The organism is Wolbachia endosymbiont of Nilaparvata lugens (assembly GCF_007115045.1).
Classification (GTDB): domain Bacteria; phylum Pseudomonadota; class Alphaproteobacteria; order Rickettsiales; family Anaplasmataceae; genus Wolbachia.
On record NZ_MUIY01000001.1, the window covers coordinates 11,297 to 29,411 of the forward strand.

Annotated in this window: 9 protein-coding genes and 1 pseudogene; 1 reads left to right on the forward strand and 9 read right to left on the reverse strand. The window is 33.0% G+C overall.

Annotation, left to right across the window (positions count from 1 at the left end):
• Positions 1-270: 270 nt before the first annotated feature.
• The gene (locus BWZ41_RS00080) at positions 271-4,989 is read right to left on the reverse strand and encodes an ankyrin repeat domain-containing protein (RefSeq protein ID WP_143689005.1); all 4,719 of its coding nucleotides are present in this window, start codon (positions 4,987-4,989) and stop codon (positions 271-273) included.
• Between the two features lie 523 nt (positions 4,990-5,512).
• Here BWZ41_RS00080 and BWZ41_RS00085 point away from each other — a divergent pair.
• Positions 5,513-9,913, forward strand: a complete 4,401-nt coding sequence (locus BWZ41_RS00085) for a TomO hydrophobic C-terminal domain-containing protein (protein ID WP_143689006.1) — start codon at positions 5,513-5,515, stop codon at positions 9,911-9,913.
• A gap of 258 nt (positions 9,914-10,171) precedes the next feature.
• Here the strand turns inward: BWZ41_RS00085 and BWZ41_RS00090 are convergent.
• The 8 genes and pseudogenes from BWZ41_RS00090 to BWZ41_RS00125 all read right to left on the reverse strand — a co-directional run.
• Positions 10,172-11,380 (reverse strand): annotated as a pseudogene (locus BWZ41_RS00090) (recombinase family protein); the annotation flags it as partial.
• A 48-nt stretch (positions 11,381-11,428) separates the two neighbouring features.
• The gene (locus BWZ41_RS00095) at positions 11,429-11,734 is read right to left on the reverse strand and encodes an outer membrane protein assembly factor BamE (RefSeq protein ID WP_143689007.1); all 306 of its coding nucleotides are present in this window, start codon (positions 11,732-11,734) and stop codon (positions 11,429-11,431) included.
• Positions 11,735-11,866: 132 nt separating this feature from the next.
• Complete coding sequence (locus BWZ41_RS00100) at positions 11,867-12,859, reverse strand: ATP-binding protein (protein ID WP_241653826.1); 993 nt, start codon at positions 12,857-12,859, stop codon at positions 11,867-11,869.
• Positions 12,860-13,666: 807 nt separating this feature from the next.
• Complete coding sequence (locus tag BWZ41_RS00105) at positions 13,667-15,151, reverse strand: recombinase family protein (RefSeq protein ID WP_143689679.1); 1,485 nt, start codon at positions 15,149-15,151, stop codon at positions 13,667-13,669.
• Between the two features lie 10 nt (positions 15,152-15,161).
• Entirely contained in the window at positions 15,162-15,593 is a 432-nt protein-coding gene (locus BWZ41_RS00110; protein WP_143689009.1) for a DUF2924 domain-containing protein, read from the reverse strand.
• Between the two features lie 4 nt (positions 15,594-15,597).
• Positions 15,598-16,083, reverse strand: coding sequence for an ankyrin repeat domain-containing protein (locus BWZ41_RS00115; protein WP_143689010.1), 486 nt, complete (start codon positions 16,081-16,083; stop codon positions 15,598-15,600).
• Positions 16,084-16,108: 25 nt separating this feature from the next.
• A complete protein-coding gene (locus tag BWZ41_RS00120) occupies positions 16,109-16,798 on the reverse strand; it encodes an ankyrin repeat domain-containing protein (protein ID WP_177429442.1) in 690 nt (229 codons plus the stop codon).
• A 168-nt stretch (positions 16,799-16,966) separates the two neighbouring features.
• On the reverse strand, positions 16,967-18,115 hold a 1,149-nt coding region (locus BWZ41_RS00125; RefSeq protein WP_143689680.1), incomplete at its 5' end, for a phage tail protein.

Here is an 18,115-nt window from a genome sequence, read left to right on the forward strand (position 1 = left end):
TCTATTGCTATGTTAACTAATATCATTTATTCATACGTAATTCTTATCCCGTGATTAGATAAGTAAGGAAATAAATTTATACTTGTTTGGTATTAAATAACCTGAATAATTTGATCGTTTCTAACAATCAAAAACAGCTAGCGTGAGAACAAGTTTCTTTGGAATGCGTTGGTCTACCACTTGTTCTACGCGAATTTATATCAATTTATTACTTCATTTCTCTAGCTTTTTGAATATTTCCCTAATGAAATTAAATAGCTTACTGTAAAATTAGCTCCCTTTTAAGTTCTTGTTATTCACAGATTCCACAACAACACTATTAAATGAATATGCGGGAATCTCACTATTTATATTAACAATGCTTTCCGTTCTATCAGCAAGATCTTCAAATTGCATTGACATGTTAGATGGTGGATTCTGACTACCTTGAAGCAATTGTATATTTGATGCATTTTCTTCAAATATTGCACTTATATTTTCTAATTTTCTTTTTTTAGGCTCGTTTAAATGCGCAGATCTCCTCTGTTGTCTTTTATGCAAAAAATTCTTGAGTTTAACTTTCACATTAACTTCTTTTCGCACTAAAGAAGAATATTCAGTAAGGTAGCAAGCAATATCTGGGCGGCCAATGATAATGGTAAGAGCATAAAATAAAGGACTCATACCACCTTCGTCCTTTAGATTTATATCAGCCCCTTTCTCTATAAGGTACTTAACACTATCTAAGTGAGCATATATGACAGCATAGTGCAAAGGACTCACACCTTTCTTATCCTGTTCATTTACATTAGCCCCCTTTCCTACAAGATAGTCAATAATACCTGAGTGACCATATATGACAGCAAAGTGCAAAGGACTCATACCATCTTTGTCTTGTTCATTTACATTAGCTCCCTTTCCTACAAGATATTCAATAATATCTGAATGACCACATATGGCAGCAAAGTCCAAAAGACTTATACTACCTTTGTTCCGTAAATCTACCAGAGTTCTTTGCATTATAAGGTACTTAACACTATCTAAGTGATCATGCATGGCAGGATGGCACACAGAACTCATACAATTTTTATCATATGGATTCGCATTCATAATAAACAGCTTTTTCTTTATAAGGTATTTAGCAATATTTAATCTAACACTTTCAGCAGCATGGCAAAAAGGACTCATATAATCTTTACGACCATTTTGAGTAGCAAAATACAAAGGATTCATACCATTTACTTTATCCTGTAGATTTACATTGACCCCTTTTTCTACAAGACATTTAACAATATCTATATTACCACTGATAACAGCATAGTGTAAAGGACTCATATCATTTTTATCATGTAGATTTACATCAGCTCCTTTCTCTACAAGGTATTCAACAATATCTAAACGATTCTCTTCAATAGCAAAATGCAAGGGCCCTGCAGTTTCATCCTGTAGATTTACATTGGCCCCTTTTTCTACAAGATATTTAACAACATCTATATTACCACTGATAACAGCATAGTGTAAAGGAGTAGCACTCTCTCTACTCAACTTATCAACCCCCCAATATTCATTGTCAATAAAATACTCAACTACTTCTAATTGACCACATACAGCAGCCCAGTGTAAAGGGGTAAGATCTCCATCCAAATCACTTCCTTTCTCTATAAAATATTTAACTATTCCTAAATGACCATGCATGGCAGCACAGTCTAAAGGAGTAAATTTCATTTTATCAACAGCATTAACAATCTTACTTAATCTATTTGGATCTACTTTCTTTAATATACCTTTAATAACTTTCTCATTACCATCTTTGGCTAGTAAATGTAAGATAGTACTTCCATCATAAAGAGAATCAATAAATTCATTAACTAACCTGTCATATTTACTTGCATGACTCCAAACAGATATAGCGTGATTTGCATTTGTAAGGCAAAATGATGTCATAATCTCTCTTAAAATTTCTTCTTCTGTTCCTGCTTGTTCTTTCTCTAATCTTATTGTTTTTTGTACTCCCATATGAACTCTTGCTATTGATTCCTCTAAATCAATCACTGAGAACTTATCAAGTAGATTAAGTGCATCCAAAACCTTTTGCTGATCGTTTTCTGATTTCTTATGAAGAAAAATTTCTGCTGTATCAATTTGATCAGGACTCAAGTAAGCCATAGAGGCTAAAATATCATGCGATTGTTGTCCAATATCTTTTTCTTCTTTTATTTTGTCAAAGTTGACCTTCAAAGTCGTAAATAATTCTTTGGTGAGACCTAGTACCTCGAAACGATTAGGATTCGGTTTTTTTATTTCTTCATTATAGAGTTTTAGATATTCACTAACATCAATCTTTTCTTGTTTAATATATGCTGTTGCTTGTGTCAAAGCTAATGGAAGGTAATTTAATGCTTCTGCTAACCCTACCAGATAGCAATTCTGTGACCTATCTTTTATTCCTAAGGTTCGTTCAATAAATATTATGGATTCTCCTAGAGAAAACCCATCATTCAAGTCTATTTTTTCTATTTCTGCTTTCCAATTTTTGTTACGAGAAGTAATTAAGATGTAAGGCTGTTTTCCACCAAAAATGAAACCATAAGGCGGTAAAAATTTTTTAATCTCCTCATATTGATTGGCGTTGTCAAAAATAAAATAACTTTCCACATCTTGAAGTTTCTCATATACATTATCAACAATAGATTCAATTCTTTTCTTTTGAACATCATTGTAATCTACTTGCTCTCTACCTTCCATACCAGAATTTATTTTTTGTATACCTTTATAACCTTCTGTAGGAATTTTTAATTTTTTAGCTAAACTATAAAATGAATTTGAAAGAGTGCTACATGATTTGGCATTTATCCATATAACGTTACCTTTACTCTTTATATTATGCGCATAACTTTTAGCTAGTTCACTTTTTCCTACTCCATAGCCTCCATGAATTAAGACCATTCGTGGTATTTCTTCTTGTTTTTCAATGTCTAACTTCTCGTTTAACATCTTTAACATATTTCCTCTTTCTACAAAGAATTGTGGTAAATGGTCCAAATTAAAGAAAAACGGACGTACACTTTCCTCTTTTTTTGTTTGGAAATTCTTGATCTTTTCATACAGTTCTTCTATATCTTTTCTTTTCGTTGGATCGTTTCCATTAATCTCTTTTAATATATTATCAGCCAATTCTTTCTTTTTTTTCTCATTTAAAATATGCACATACTCTTCTTCTTTAGGTAAGTTAACAAGCCTATACTTTTTGTCTACCTCCCACCACTTTTCTAATTCCCATGTAAAAGGAAGTCTATATCCATATTTTTCAGCATTATCATGTTTCCTCAACTGATAATATTCAGTAGTATCATAGTTTACTTTTTTTATTCCTACTCCTGTATATAATTCTGGGGTTATCCAAATTTTACCACTTTGCTTATCTTTCACTTTATATCCAGACTGAAATGCTTCTGACTTAAAAAGTTTCGCTGGTTTTTTTAAAACTTGCTTAGCAAATGTTCTCGCTTTTGATTCACCTAAAACAACACCTTTTGTTATAAGATCAACGGAAAGTTCTTCTTTATTATCTGAAATATAATTTATTACTCTAGATACAGCATCTATTGCTAATTTCTCAATCCCTCTCTCCCAAGAAAGGCTACTAACATCCATAATCCCAGTAAACTGCCCCTCAAATTTTTGAAAAATTTCCAAACTAGCATCTACTAAAATCTCTCTTGTGCTACCTCCTAAAGGCATAACTGTTGAAGAAACACTTTTTGCTCCTTTCCTATGCTCTTTTGCAGAAAGACAACCTATCATTTCAATTGCTTTATCAGGAATTATTCGCATACCTGGTGTAATAGCACTCTTTATAGTTGAATCAGCCAGACCTAATATTTTACCTGTTTTTTTTATTTTTGAACCTGGTTTTACTTCTTCAGAGTATTGAAATAGTTTTTTTTCGAATTCTTTAACAAAAGTCTTAACAAAAAAAGTTGCTCTTTTCACTATTTCATCATCTGTAAGACCTATATCCTCTACCGTTAACCTACAATCAATCAATGCACTATACCATGTACTACTGCTGCTTATAGATGAAGCTCTTGTTACTCTAGGACTATCTTGACTTCGTTCATGCTGAAGTTCTTCATCAGATAATCTGTCTTCATAATCAACTGTTGCTTCCATTATTGACTCATCAGGCAACACCTCTACAACAGGGCTAGATTCTTTATAATCTTCACAGTCCATTTGATTGTCTGTGACATCTTTCATTTCTGCTTCAAAATTTTGTCGAAAATAAACAGACTCACTGTCCAATTTTTTTTCACTAGCCATGGTTTTATAATAATAAAGTGACGTTTGCTGTACTGTCCCTCTTAAGATTGGTTGAAAATGAAGACCTCCCTGATTTACTATATGTATAGTATCTTTTGTATAGTAAATTTTCTTACTAAGAATCTCGCTATTTAATATACCCTTTTGGTAACCTTCCTTATCAATAAGGTGATGCGTTATTACCTTTCTTCCATCGGAAGTAATGTGTTCTTCAATAAAATGCAATCTTACCTTATATACTATACAAATTATTCTTCCATCAATTTCTGGTAGACCCCACATAGCCGTAGCTAATTTTAATTTATCTATTGCTTTAGATCCTTTCTTAATATCATCTGCGGTAAACTCAACTCGTGAAATATAATCAGAAATGCTTCTACCATCATTTTTTAATGCTTCTGTAAGCCATGACGAATCAAGACCAAGTTGTTTCTCTGCGAACAGCCTACAAATATTTCTTAAAGATTTTACAGTAAAGGTCCCTCCAGGCTTTAATTGATTAAGTCCTTGCGCAACTGAATCAAAGAAACAATCTCCTTCTCCAATTGATTCCCCTATTATAAAATCTTCCGGCAAATCTAAATCAATAGGTATTTGTTGACTACTAGATGATAGTGTATCTTTTATTAACTCAGATCGATTAACTGCTTGTTTAAAATAATCTACAGAATGTGATGTCTTTAACATAATACCCCACACATTTATTACGTAAAATATAATTTTGTTATGGCTAAAAAGATCTAGCAAAGCAAGAACTTTTTAGCATGTTATTATAGTTTGTATTTTTAAAACTAAACCAATACAGCCATTTTCGTCAACTGAAACCAGCAAGCGTGAGAACTGTTCGTTTTGGGATGGCATGGTCTACCATGTGTACCATATGAACTTTTTAATATAACAATTTAACTATACGCTAAAACTAGCTACATTAGCCCATTTCATCCATATCTACATACGAACTGTGTTACCTAAGCTCATGGAAATAATTTAAATCTTCTATTTTTATAACCTTATTTTTACGCAACGTGTTCTCACAAATATATGACCTTTTTTGTAATTTTAGGAAGAGTCAATAATTCAATTCATTGTGGTACTAAAACACCTAGTATTTTCTGCAAACTATAATATAGCTTGGTTAGTATATTAATAAAGTTGACAATTGCTGCAATTTTCATTAAAATATTAATTAGATTATATTGGCAAGGTAAAAATGAATTTTAGTGAGTATGTTAAAGAAAATAAATTATTTTTAACTAATGTAAGGGTAGATATCAATCAACTGATAAGTTTTTTGCAAGAGAATAAAAATATCACAGAACTTTCTCTCGAAAATTGTCATATTGGTGACGAAGGAGCAAAAGCTTTAGCTGATGGTAATCTTACAAACCTTACTCTACTTGATTTAAATTCCAATCGTATTGGTGAAGAAGGAGCAAAAGCTTTTGCTACTGGTAATCTTACAAACCTTGATAGACTGTGTTTAACGGGGGATAATTTTGGTGGAAAAGAAGCAAAAGCTTTTGCTGAATCTGAGGAATACTGTGAATTAATAGATAAATTTTTTTATATAATGAATGGAAGACATAATATAAGTTTTTGTCGCGATCTGAAAGGGTTATGGTCCCAAGCAAGGGAAGAATCTAATGGTAATGTTAGCAAGCTAGATAAAAAGGTTGTAAAGGACTTCTTCTTTTATCTTGTGCAACATCATGTTTTAAAAGAGGTCATAGAGCTTTTTTTGGATGATTTTGATAAATATCCTTTTAACATTAATTCAAGAAATGAGTATGGACACACACTAGCTCATTTTTATACTCATGATCCTGAGATCCAAAAGTTTTTCTTTGAACGTGGTATGATCCCTGAAAAAGAAATGAATCAGGAAAGAGAGGATAAACACATTGCACAAGATAATCAATCTGTTCATGCAAGTCCAATAGTTAAACGGACAAAGTTTTTAACTAAAAAACTGGTTGAATTCACAAAAGACAATGAAGAAGAGTTAAAGCAAGCAGTATCTTATTACGTAGAAAGTATAGAGCGATTAAAACAATATCAAAATGATCCAGTAAGGCTAGGACTTCTTAATTTAACTGATAATGAAAAAAGAAGTGTGATGGAAGTAACATTAGATAATAATCCTGTACCAGATGATAAAGAGTTTATTAAAATTGTCATCGATACAGCTAAAGATGCATTAGAAACTAAATTCTTAAGAAAAAATAAACGTGGTGAATATGACGAAGGATATCCTACATCAAGAATAAAGTATGGAAATAATGAAGAGATTACTATACCTGAATCTATAGGCCGTATAAAACTACTTATTGATAATCTTTCCATTCCATCGAAAGAAAAAAAAGAATTGCTAGTTACTCTTATGGAACAAAACCCAGAACTAGTAGGAAAAAAATTATCTGCAATAAGAAAAGAACTTGGAAATAGTGACATCTTGAATAAAGAACAATTTGAGAGAAAAGAATTATATACATTGTTAAATAGTATAGATGATAGTGAAAAAATAGATAGGCTCTTTAAAGAAATCAGTGGCTTAGATATAGAAAAGATCTGGAGAGAGCAAAAGGAGCTTGTTCCTCTAAAACAAATATATATAGCAGCAACGACATATGGTGAAGGTAGTAGTGCTTGTATCCAAGGGACATGGATCCAAATTATTAATAGTATAAATGAAATTAGTACCGAAATCTTGGCACAATATGATGACTATTTACAAGAAGAACAAAAGCTAGAAGCACAGAAAAATGTTATTACAGAAGAGAACATTAAACCATTTATAGAAGATTTAGCTAATAAACTAATTGAATATGTAGAACTTCATCCTGAATTAAAAGATACCTTAGAAGATTTTGCTGTAAACATCGTAGATATTGATGAGCCTGAAGAAATCACCTGTGAACAGCAAAAAATTCTAGCAGAGATAAATAAGTACTTTAACGAAAATATTAAAAATGTTTTACAGAATTACGATAGAAATATACCAAATAGGAATGAATATGACCTTGTCATCAAAGGATTATCAGAAGTGGGAATAATGCAACACTTTGCACAACCAAATCAAGAGCAGTCTAATGCAGAAGATAATAGTAATAATTACGCAACTATTAGTACAGATGAAGAATTTCAAGACGCTGCGGATCAAGAGCTATTTAAGCTTCAGACAGGGGAAATGGAAACTCAAATTGATATTAGTAAAACAAGTATGGACTTGTTTACAAGAGGCGAATCTAATAGTAGAACTACCGATGCTATTACTAATTTTTCTACTGCTAAAATGCCAGCTTTAGAACAAGAAAGTGATAAGAATGAACAAGCTACTACTCAATTAACTGGATATGTAATACAAGAGGATTTCATACAAGTATTACAGCCGAAAAGTTCAGCAAGTATTGGAGATAGTAACATTCAATTTGTAGGCGAAATAACACCTGTGTTAAAGGTTAATGCAGATAGGACTTTACACCATGCTGCTGAGATTGGTGATAAAGAGGAAGTAAAGGCTCTAATAGAGATAGAGGAAGATATTAATTCAAGGGATAAATATGGTAGGACTCCTCTACATTATGCCGCTAGCAAAGGCCACACAGAAATATTGCGATCCTTACTAGATGCAGGAGCAAAGTTTGATGAAAAGGATAATGTAGAAATGACTCCTTTATGTCTTGCTATTGTAAATGGCCATAAAGAAGTAGTGGAAACGCTAGTAGAAAACAAAGCAAATGTTAATGTAGTAAGTAAAAGTGGAAAAACTCCTTTAGACTGGCTTTCTATTTCTAGACACACATCGGATGATTTATGTAGTAGCAATTGCAGCCATACAGAAATAAAGGAAATTTTACTAAAAAATGGAGCAGTACAAGGACATGTTATCTCTTCTGATGATGAGTATGAACAAGATGAACAGAAAAAGTTATCTGATAGCAACTTAAGTGAAATTCAGTTATATGCAAAACCAATAACAATAGAGACACCTTTCGTAGCTAGTAAAGACCCTGACCAAGTAAGTGATACTCAAGGTAACAGCAAACAATCTAGTGACCCAAATCAAAACAATCCTGCTTTACAAAATATGAAAAGAAGTAAACTGCCTGTTATAGCCGCTTCTGTAATAATAATACCTGGAGTTGCTTTAGGTGTAGCTATTGCAGTTCACTTAGAAATGTTAGCGGTAGGAATAGCAGTTGGAGTTTGTTGTTTAGTTGTTGCAGGGATTGCATACCGTCTCAATAGACCGGTCAGTGCATTTGAAGGTAATAATATTCAAGAACTGCCTAATAACGCACTAGTTCCCTACAAGCGTACCAAGGATGTTGCTGGTAGTATTGCGTGTGGAGTATTAAGACCCAGTGATAATGAATGTCTAGATAAATCTCAAAAACCTGTAGTTAACTCACCTAAAAGCCAAAATAGAGTTCAGTCTCAAATCAGTGATCAGGAACCTAAGATCACTATACCGCAACATCTAGCTGAAGAAAATCTTAAGGAATCTGTATCTAAAGCAGATACAAACGTCAAGCTAATAGAAAACTCCCTTAAACCTAATGTTGTTCAACAAAGCACAAAGATAGGGAATTATTTTGAGTTCACCGATAACGAATTACTATTTGTTATAACAAACAAAAATTATACATTTCTTGAAGCACAATGTAAAAATAAAGATATACCTGAAGAGTTTCGTGTATTTGTAGAGTGTAAGAGTGGAAAGTTTATTATTACCGGTTCTTACAATTCACAGCAAAATGTAGGTGATGAAAAGAAGTCTGTGTCCATAACTTCAGTAAAGAAGTGGAAGAATATGGGCCTTTCTGGGGACCCAAGAAGCCGATTAGAAATGATGAATAAATTGGAATTATATGAGATCGGAAAATTTCTTGAAGTAACTGAAATATCTGATAAGTCATTAATAACTCCAAAGATGAAACAATCTCATACTACTAGTAACCCACAGATGGTTAACAATACAACCATTGATCAACCAACATCATCGGCAGTGACAAATGAACATAAAGGAACTTTAGTTAATGCACATGAAGAAAAAGATGAACATAATAATGCTGCTAGTAACAGAAAAGTACAACCAGTGGAAGTTGACGCAGAAGTGAAAATTTCAATGGGAGACTTACTTAGTGAAGTTTCAGCACAGGATTCAGATAAGGTAGAAAAAACACCAATCTCTAAGAGATCTGAGAGAGAATCTTTTACTTCTGATTCTAGCGAAGAAGAGTTTTATGATGCAGAAGATAAACAACTAAGCTCAATAACTTCTGATGATGACACACTAGAGTTTCAAGATGCCATAGATGATGGAATTACGCAACCGCGTTTAATCAATTCTGACATGGTGGTAGAACAAAGTAGAAACCAAACACCATCGGCAGTGCTAAATAAATCTCAAGGTAATAATATTGTTATTAACGGCATTTTTATTCCAGAGGGAGCAAAGTTGAAGTGTTTTCCAGAGTTATCTAACTTTTTATCAAAGGCAAGCTTAGAAAGAGAAAAGTTATTTTGCAAGGTGGTACCAAGTTCGTTGCTTTTTCAATCAAGAAAAGAAAGAATAGCTATTAATAGTCAATCAGTTGATGCACAATAATTGCAGTAAGCCTTTTAAAAAAGAGCATCTAAATAGGTGCTTTTTTTCTTTATACGTTTTCCATAAAGGGCTTTGTTGCATCGCTATTTATGAAAGATCAGCTATACAAACAACTTACTGAAATCTTATTTTTTTGCGATCAATTTATCCAATTTAATGGGAGCGTTAAGTTTACTAATTCCTCCAAAAATGAGATTAAAGAATTGCAGAAAATTTAATAATTTATAGATTCTTCTAAAGAAATTATCTTATTTTTTATTAGCAGACAGCTTGCTTAAACCCGTAAAACTTCTCCATTTGCTCACTCCAAAGCATCGGTATTTCTTTCAAATCAACCAACCTCAAACCCCTTGGCTGTCTCCCATTTACTATATCTTCTTTAATTTTTGGAGCTAAATAATTTAACCTCAAAATTTGCTGTATACGTCTTGTACCTATATTAATTTTGGCACTCATCTCTTTCACACTTCTATATTTTCCCTCTTCCAATTGACGTTTCCACAAATGAGCTCTTACCACTGCTTTGAGTAGCGCATTATTTGTTTTGCCTTCCGGTTCTACTACTGTGCATTTATTTCCTTTCTTTTTTATTGGTATTAATATCTTCTCTGACTCAGAATGCACCTCTATTCCTTCTTCCTCTATCAATACTGTTCTTATTAACTTTTTCACTACTTCTTTTTGCTTTCCAAAACTTAAATTTTTCCACTCTTCTGCTTTTTCTCCCCATTTTTCATATAAATCTTCTGCTTTCTTCATTGCTTCTTTTTCTATTTCTCCTGCTACTATACTTCGACTCATTGATGCACACCCTTTTCCTCCTAAACGATTATTACATATATAATATCGGTACCTTTTATTTTCCTTTTTTGCATAGGTCAACGTCATATTTACACCGCAGCTCTTGCACTTAATTATTCCCTTTAGCAGCGCTTCCTCATATTTTGCTTTTCTATATGGCTGATTCTTTATTAATTCCTGCGCTTTTTGCCATTTTTCTTCCTCTATTATTGCTTCATGCTTTCCTTCATACTCTTTCTCATAATGTCTTATCTTTCCCATATATATTGGATTTGTTATTATTCTCCTTACCGTCGCTTTTTTAAAGATATCTGATTTTGTTCTGTAACCTTGACTATTTAGTTCCCTTGCCAATTCTGCCATTGATTTTAGCTCCAAATATCTTTCAAATATGTGCCCTACTATTTTCGCTTCTTTTTCATTTATTATTAATTCTTTATCCTTTACATCATATCCAAGCGGTAAAGTTCCACCCATCCACAATCCCTGCTCCTTTGATGTTGCTATTTTATTTTTTACCCTTTCTACTATCATTTCTCTTTCTAGTTGTGCTGCTCCTGACAATACCGTTTGTACAAATTTTCCCATTGGCGTATTATTATCAAATATCTGCGTTACTGCTACAAAATTTACTCTATGTCTTCTAAAAAAAGCTAGCCTTTTTATTATTCTTGGGTATATGATGCTATGAGAAAGAAGTACAAATATATGTTACTAAAATTTTGGCCGTATTAGGTACCTTATCCAACGTTTTGGAAAGTAGATTTTTCTTATATCTGTAACTTCACCATTCTGATTAAACGAAATTTGCAGAGATTTACTTCCATAGTAGTACCAAACATTTTCATCAAACTTTGATACTAGTGTTGGTGATCCTAAAATATGAACTACTTTTTCTCTATCATCACCTACTTTTACCTTATTCCACAGCTTAACATTAATTCCAGAAACTCTGTGATTATAGATAATGTACATGCAGCTCACTAAAAACAATAAAGCAAAAAATATTAATATTCGCATTTTTATTAACCAAAAGCTGTAATTTGCACCATATAAACAGTTATTTCAAGCAAAAGTTATGCCATTAAGAGCTATGCAACAAACATTTATATTTGTGGGTAATAGTAAGTCTATAAACCACACATTTAATTTTTATGTTAATAAAGATGATTTTTCCTTCTGTGAATGAACTGAAACTGACGTCATTTTACCTCTTCCTTGTCTCAGATTTAGCTTGTGAAACGCATAATTGAAATCTTCCTTATTAACTACCATACATTGCCTTCGTAAAACAGCACACTTTTTTGCTTCATTTACTAATTGCTCTAACTTAGCTCCAGAATAGCCTCCTGTTTCTTCTGCAATATCTTTAAGATTTAGCCTTTCATCAGTTTTTATATTTTTAGTATAAAGCTCCAATATCTTTTGTCTCATTTCCGTGCTTGGATTAGGTATATTAACCACTTGACCTAAACGTCCAGGTCTAATAAGTGCTGGATCTATCTCATCGATTAGATTAGTTGCACCAATTACTATTATATCTTTTCTGCTCTTAAATCCATCTATTTCAGTTAGTAACTGTGTTAAGCTCTCCCGACAGTGGTAAGCTGAGTTATTATCGGTACTTCTTTTTTGAGCAACTGCATCTATTTCATCTATAAAAACTATACAAGGAGAATATTTCCTTGCTACTTTAAAAAGCTCGCGTACAGCATGTGCACCATGACCAATATATACTCCAATAAGTTCTGGACCTGAGATACTTATAAAATTCATGTTTGATTCACCTGCAATTGCACGAGCGATAAGTGTTTTGCCATTTCCAGGAGGGCCACATAATATATAATCTTTTTGTAAGTTAATACGTTGACTTCTCAACATTTTACGCACTTCTTCTGTCATTTGATTACAGCAAGTAAACTGCAACTCTTGCTTTAAGGAAGCATCAATTATAACATCAGCAAATGTTGTTTTATTATCTGAATTAGCTAATTCTATTTCTATAGGCAGCTCTACTTCCTTCATTTTACTAAATACTTGATCATATATAAACCAAGCGATAAAAAAGAAAACAGTAAGCAACACAGCAGGCATAGCTTCGCTAATATAATGTGCAGCCAGCTCATATCCTTTACTAAGCAACATTGTATGCATATAGGCAAACAAAAGAGCAATAGAGACCATAATTGCTATGCATAACAAACAGATAGCAATTCTTTTTAGCAATTCTGAAGTTTCAATTTTTTTCATCTTGGTACTATAATAATTTTAAACTAAGAATAAATTCATCTATTCTACTTATTTTGACCTGATCTTAAGAATTAAGTACTTCATTAAGCTCTAGAAAAAATGCACTCTCACACTACTCTGAATTTTATCACATTCATAAAAAAAAACAAGATTTTTTTGTTAAGTCTGTTTATAGTTAGCACCTTGTATATGATCAAGATAGGTCTGGAATAGTATATAGTATCGTAAGGTAAAACTTGGTGTTTACATCCGTTACCATATATTTTTTATGGAACTTAAATAAACTACGCTATTCGAGTTATAGCCCTTTTTACAATAACTCGAACAGATTAAAAAAATGTTTTTATCCTCGTTCAGACTATTATAAGAAAGTCATATATGTTAACTTTTTTGATACCTACGGAAATTTTTCTCCAGATCTACCATTAAAATATGCAGCTAAAATTGGATACATTTTTTGTCACTATTGCATCCAATATACTAAAATTTTCAATACTTATATTGATATCTTCACATAATTGATTTTGTAACATTGATTTACTTTTCTATATCAATCTCAACATCTTTTGGTGTGATCCTTGATTCCTCTATATCAACTGCAGTAGCGGCAATTTGGCTATTTTTCCTATTTCTCAGCAATACCTTTCAATAGTTTTGGTGTTTTCAGTTTCTCTCCTTTTGTTCTTTTTATAAATGGTGTAATTACGCCCCTAATCCATAAAACTTCTCCATCTGCTCACTCCAAAGCATCGGTATTTCTTTCAAATCAACCAACCTCAAACCCCTTGGCTGTCTCCCATTTACTATATCTTCTTTAATTTTTGGTGCTAAATAATTTAACCTCAAAATTTGCTGTATACGTCTTGTACCTATATTAATTTTGGCACTCAGCTCTTTCACACTTCTATATTTTCCTTCCTCCAGTTGCCGTTTCCACAAATGAGCTCTTACCACGGCTTTGAGTAGCACATTATTTGTTTTACCTTCTGGTTCAATTACTGTGCATTTCTTTCCCTTCTTCTCTATTGGTATAAATTTTTCCTCTGATTCAGAACGTACTTCTATCCCCTCTCCTTTTACCGTTACTCCCTTTATTAACTTTTTCACTACTTCTTTTTGCTTTCCAAAACTTAAATTTTTCCATTTTTCCGCTTTTTCTCCCCATTTTTCATATAAATCTTCTGCTCTCTTTATTACCTCTTTTTCTATCTCTCCTGCTACTATTGTTCGATTTACTGATTCACAGCCTTTTCCCCTTAAGTGATTGTTGCATATGTAGTATCGATATCTGTTATTCTCTTTTTTTGAGTATGTCAGTGTCATATTTACATCACAGCTCTTGCACTTAATTATTCCCCTAAGCAATGCTTCCTCATATTTTGCTTTTCTATATGGCTGATTCTTTATCAATTCTTGTGCTTTTTGCCATTTTTCCTCTTTTATTATTGCTTCATGTTTTCCTTCATACTCTTTCTCATAATGCCTTATTTTTCCCGTATATATTGGATTTGTTATTATTCTTCTCACCGTCGCTTTTTTAAAGATATCTGATTTCGTACGGTACCCTTCTCTGTTTAACTCTCTTGCCAACTCTGCCATTGACTTCAGCTCCACATATCTTTCAAATATATGCTTTACTGTTTTTGCTTCTTTCTCATTTATTATTAATTCCTTATCTTTTACATCATACCCTAGCGGTAAAGTTCCACCCATCCATAGTCCGTGTTCTTTTGATGTTGCTATTTTATTTTTTACTCTTTCCACTATCATCTCTCTTTCTAGTTGTGCTGCTCCTGACAATACCGTTTGTACAAATTTTCCCATTGGCGTATTATTATCAAATATCTGCGTTACTGCTATAAAATTTACTCTATGCCTTCTAAAAAATGATGTCACTTCTATACTATCTTTTGTTTCCCTTGATAGCCTATCCAGAGTATATACCACTACACAATCTACTTCTCCTGCCTTTACATCTTCAAATAATTCCTTTATCGCTGGTCTTTCTAAGTTTTTTCCTGAGAAACCTCCATCATCGTACCTTTTTGCCAATATTACCCAACCCTCTCTGCTCTTTATGTACTTTTCACATGCTATTCGTTGCGCATCAAGACTATTAAACTTTTGTTCTAGTCCATCCTCATTTGATTTTCTTGTATATATCGCACACCTTACTTCTTTTAGCATTTTATTCTCTTCAATTTTCATTTTTATCACGCATCCCAAATAATAAAGGTCCGTTGTAGCTCATTCCCATTATTTTTCCTGCCACTGCTGACAATGATGTATAAAACTCTTCTTTGTAGATTAAACACTTGTCTGTTACCATTACCGCATGCGTTTCTTCCCCTCTCTCTAATATTAGCTCTGTTCCTGCTACTGGTAATTTATCGCTACTTATTCTTTTTCCCTTCTCTAACCGATCTGCCAGATACTCTAGTCTTTTTGCTCCTTTTCTTGACATTTCTCCATATGCTTTTTCCTGCATTCTATAAGCTAATCTTGGTATCAGATATTTCTTTGAGTATCTAGGCGCCTCTTCCCCATATACCTTCTTCCATATTTTTCTCATTTCACCCAAAGGTTTTTTCTCTAAATTCATTACTTTCTTTTCTATTTCTTTCTCCATATCTTTAGCCTCTCATAGAAGGTTTCCCACTTTGCTGTTCAAATAACTTTTCAATTCTTTCTGTTTCTTTCTTCAATATTTCAGTTATCTCTTTGCTATTTTTCGCATAATCCATTGCTGTCATTCCAAATGTATCCTCTTGTTCTATTTCTCCTCCAGCTTTTACCAGCTCCTCCACTATTTCTTTTTCTCCTACCATGCACGCAAGGTGTAGAGGTATGCATTTATTTCCATATTCCTCAGCATTTACTTCTGCTCCTGATTTTATCAATTCTCTCACGATTTCTAGACGTTTCTCCGTTACTGCTAGGTGCAGTGCTGTGTGTCCTTCTACATCTGCTGCATTCACATTCGCTCCTTTTTCGACTAATAACTTCACTGTTTTTGCGTCTACCGCATAATGCAGAGCTGTTCTTCCATTCTCATCTCTTGCATAAATATTTTTAAACGAGTTCTCTAATAGTGACTCCTCTTTTCCTTTTTTACTCATAACCGACCTCACCTTTTTTTGAATTTTAAGCCCTCCTTTTCACCACCTCATCTATCATTTCACTTACTTGGCTTATTATTTTGCTTGCTAAATTTTCACATTCTTCCTTTATTAGTGATTTGTCTCTCTTCCTTATTTCTCCTATCTCTATTATTTTTAGCTCCGGCATGTAGCTTCCATTCAACATGTCTGCTATTTCTCCCACTAGCCTCTCTATTCCATAGCATGTCAGTTCTCTACTTTTTGTTATTCCTCCTTTTTCTCTCAAAAATTTACTTGCCTTTTCACTCTCTTTGCTATCACATAGACGATACTTTTCACTTTCCCAGATGTAATACATTGGTGTTGCACCATACTTATTCAGTTGATTAACCTCAGCCCCTGCCTTTACTAGCTCTTTTATTATTTCAACTCCTGCTCCTTTGCACGCAGAGTGGAGTGGCGTACATCCACTGACATATTGAGTGGCATTTACTTCTGCTCCCGACCTTAGCAGCACTTTTACATTTTCTAAGCTTTTCGCAAATACTGCACAGTGTAGTGGTGTATAACCCTTTTTATCTCTTGCATTTACCTCTGCCCCCTTTTTTATTAATAATCTCACTGTTTTGTAATCGGAGATTTCCGCTGCTTGGTGCAAGATCGTCTCTCCTTCTTCATTTCTTTTATTAATATCCTTACTTGATACTTCTTTAAAAAACTTACTAAAACTCATTTCATACCTCACAAAATTAGCTTTTCTAGCGTTAGATAAATTTCTTATATTTACCTGCTGCTATTCAAGTCATGTCCGTTTTAGCATAAGAAAGCAAGTCCTTTTCTTTTTATTTCATACACTTTAAACTATTATTAATATAATATATGAGGATCTAAATATAAGTATTTAACTTATTACACATATTGCTTGACTATTTTTCCAACTTCTGTGCAAATGTCGATGTTCGTGCCATTTCAGTACTCCCGGGTAAAACACTAAAATGTGCTTTTCTAATTCGTGTATTGAGTCTTTTTGCTCTGAATATAAGTCGTTTTTATAGTAAACGTTGTGTTCTGCTAAAACATATTTTCTGACCTTCTGATCTGTATAATTTTCTATTTTGTAGTGGTGAGTAACGCTAAACCTTTCTAAAATTGGCTTGTGTTTTAAATTCCAACGTTGCCCTGAAAGTTTATCGTTTCCCAATACAAATTTATTTCCTTTTTCTTCTACGCTACTTACTGGAAAGCACGCATTTGTTTCTCCTAAGTTCCAACTGTCCGATAATATAACTTGCGCTTTTGCAAATTTAATCGACGGTAATAAGCTTTGAGTTAGAGGATACAGGGCTTTTAAGTTATACCACTGATGACTTCTTTCATAAATGCCTTTGTAATCCTTTGTGTGAGGCTCTGTTTCTCCAAGGATTGCTACATCTAGGCGATATATATCATTGTTTAAAGCCCGTTCATAATGATCGCGTAGATAGTTTTCTATAATCCTAATAACTGGACCACTAGACCTGAAAAAATTTACTCTTCCAAATGATAACACTGGTCCATCCTTTTCAACCTTTATACCTGAGTAATCCGATAACAAATTTCCAAAAAAACTTTCATCTAAAATAAACCTATCAACGTTGTAGTGATCATTGAAAATCCTCATTAGCCTTGATCTTGCTGGTAATGATAGTTTTGCAAGCTCTACTACTGCATCTACAAAAAAGTTATTTGGAACATCTTTTATTCCTATCTGTAATTCAAAAAAGTGCTTGCCAGGTGGTTCTTCGATAATTGTAATATCTTCTATATTTGCCCATTTGAGTGCTATTTTGAGTGATGCTGGTGTTCCTCTCAGTCTTTGAAATTTTACTCCTTCTACTACGGCTTTTCTTTTATCCCTTATCCAACGTAGAATTTCCCCCAATTCATATTCCTCAATTAGCCAAGGTAATATTCTTTCTTCTAATCTAAATTTAAACCCTCTTATACAGCTTGGATCTACCTTATAATCTATTGCATCAACCAGTACTTGCTCTTGCTTTGTTGCGTTTGG

Excerpts from the sequence above, each read along its gene's own strand:
- BWZ41_RS00100 (WP_241653826.1), bottom strand. The coding sequence starts at position 12,859 with ATGTTGCTTAGTAAAGGATATGAGCTGGCTGCACATTATATTAGCGAA.
- BWZ41_RS00080 (WP_143689005.1), bottom strand. The coding sequence starts at position 4,989 with ATGTTAAAGACATCACATTCTGTAGATTATTTTAAACAAGCAGTTAAT.
- BWZ41_RS00085 (WP_143689006.1), top strand. The coding sequence starts at position 5,513 with ATGAATTTTAGTGAGTATGTTAAAGAAAATAAATTATTTTTAACTAAT.
- BWZ41_RS00120 (WP_177429442.1), bottom strand. The coding sequence starts at position 16,798 with ATGAGTTTTAGTAAGTTTTTTAAAGAAGTATCAAGTAAGGATATTAAT.
- BWZ41_RS00115 (WP_143689010.1), bottom strand. The coding sequence starts at position 16,083 with ATGAGTAAAAAAGGAAAAGAGGAGTCACTATTAGAGAACTCGTTTAAA.
- BWZ41_RS00095 (WP_143689007.1), bottom strand. The coding sequence starts at position 11,734 with ATGCGAATATTAATATTTTTTGCTTTATTGTTTTTAGTGAGCTGCATG.
- BWZ41_RS00105 (WP_143689679.1), bottom strand. The coding sequence starts at position 15,151 with ATGCTAAAAGAAGTAAGGTGTGCGATATATACAAGAAAATCAAATGAG.
- BWZ41_RS00110 (WP_143689009.1), bottom strand. The coding sequence starts at position 15,593 with ATGGAGAAAGAAATAGAAAAGAAAGTAATGAATTTAGAGAAAAAACCT.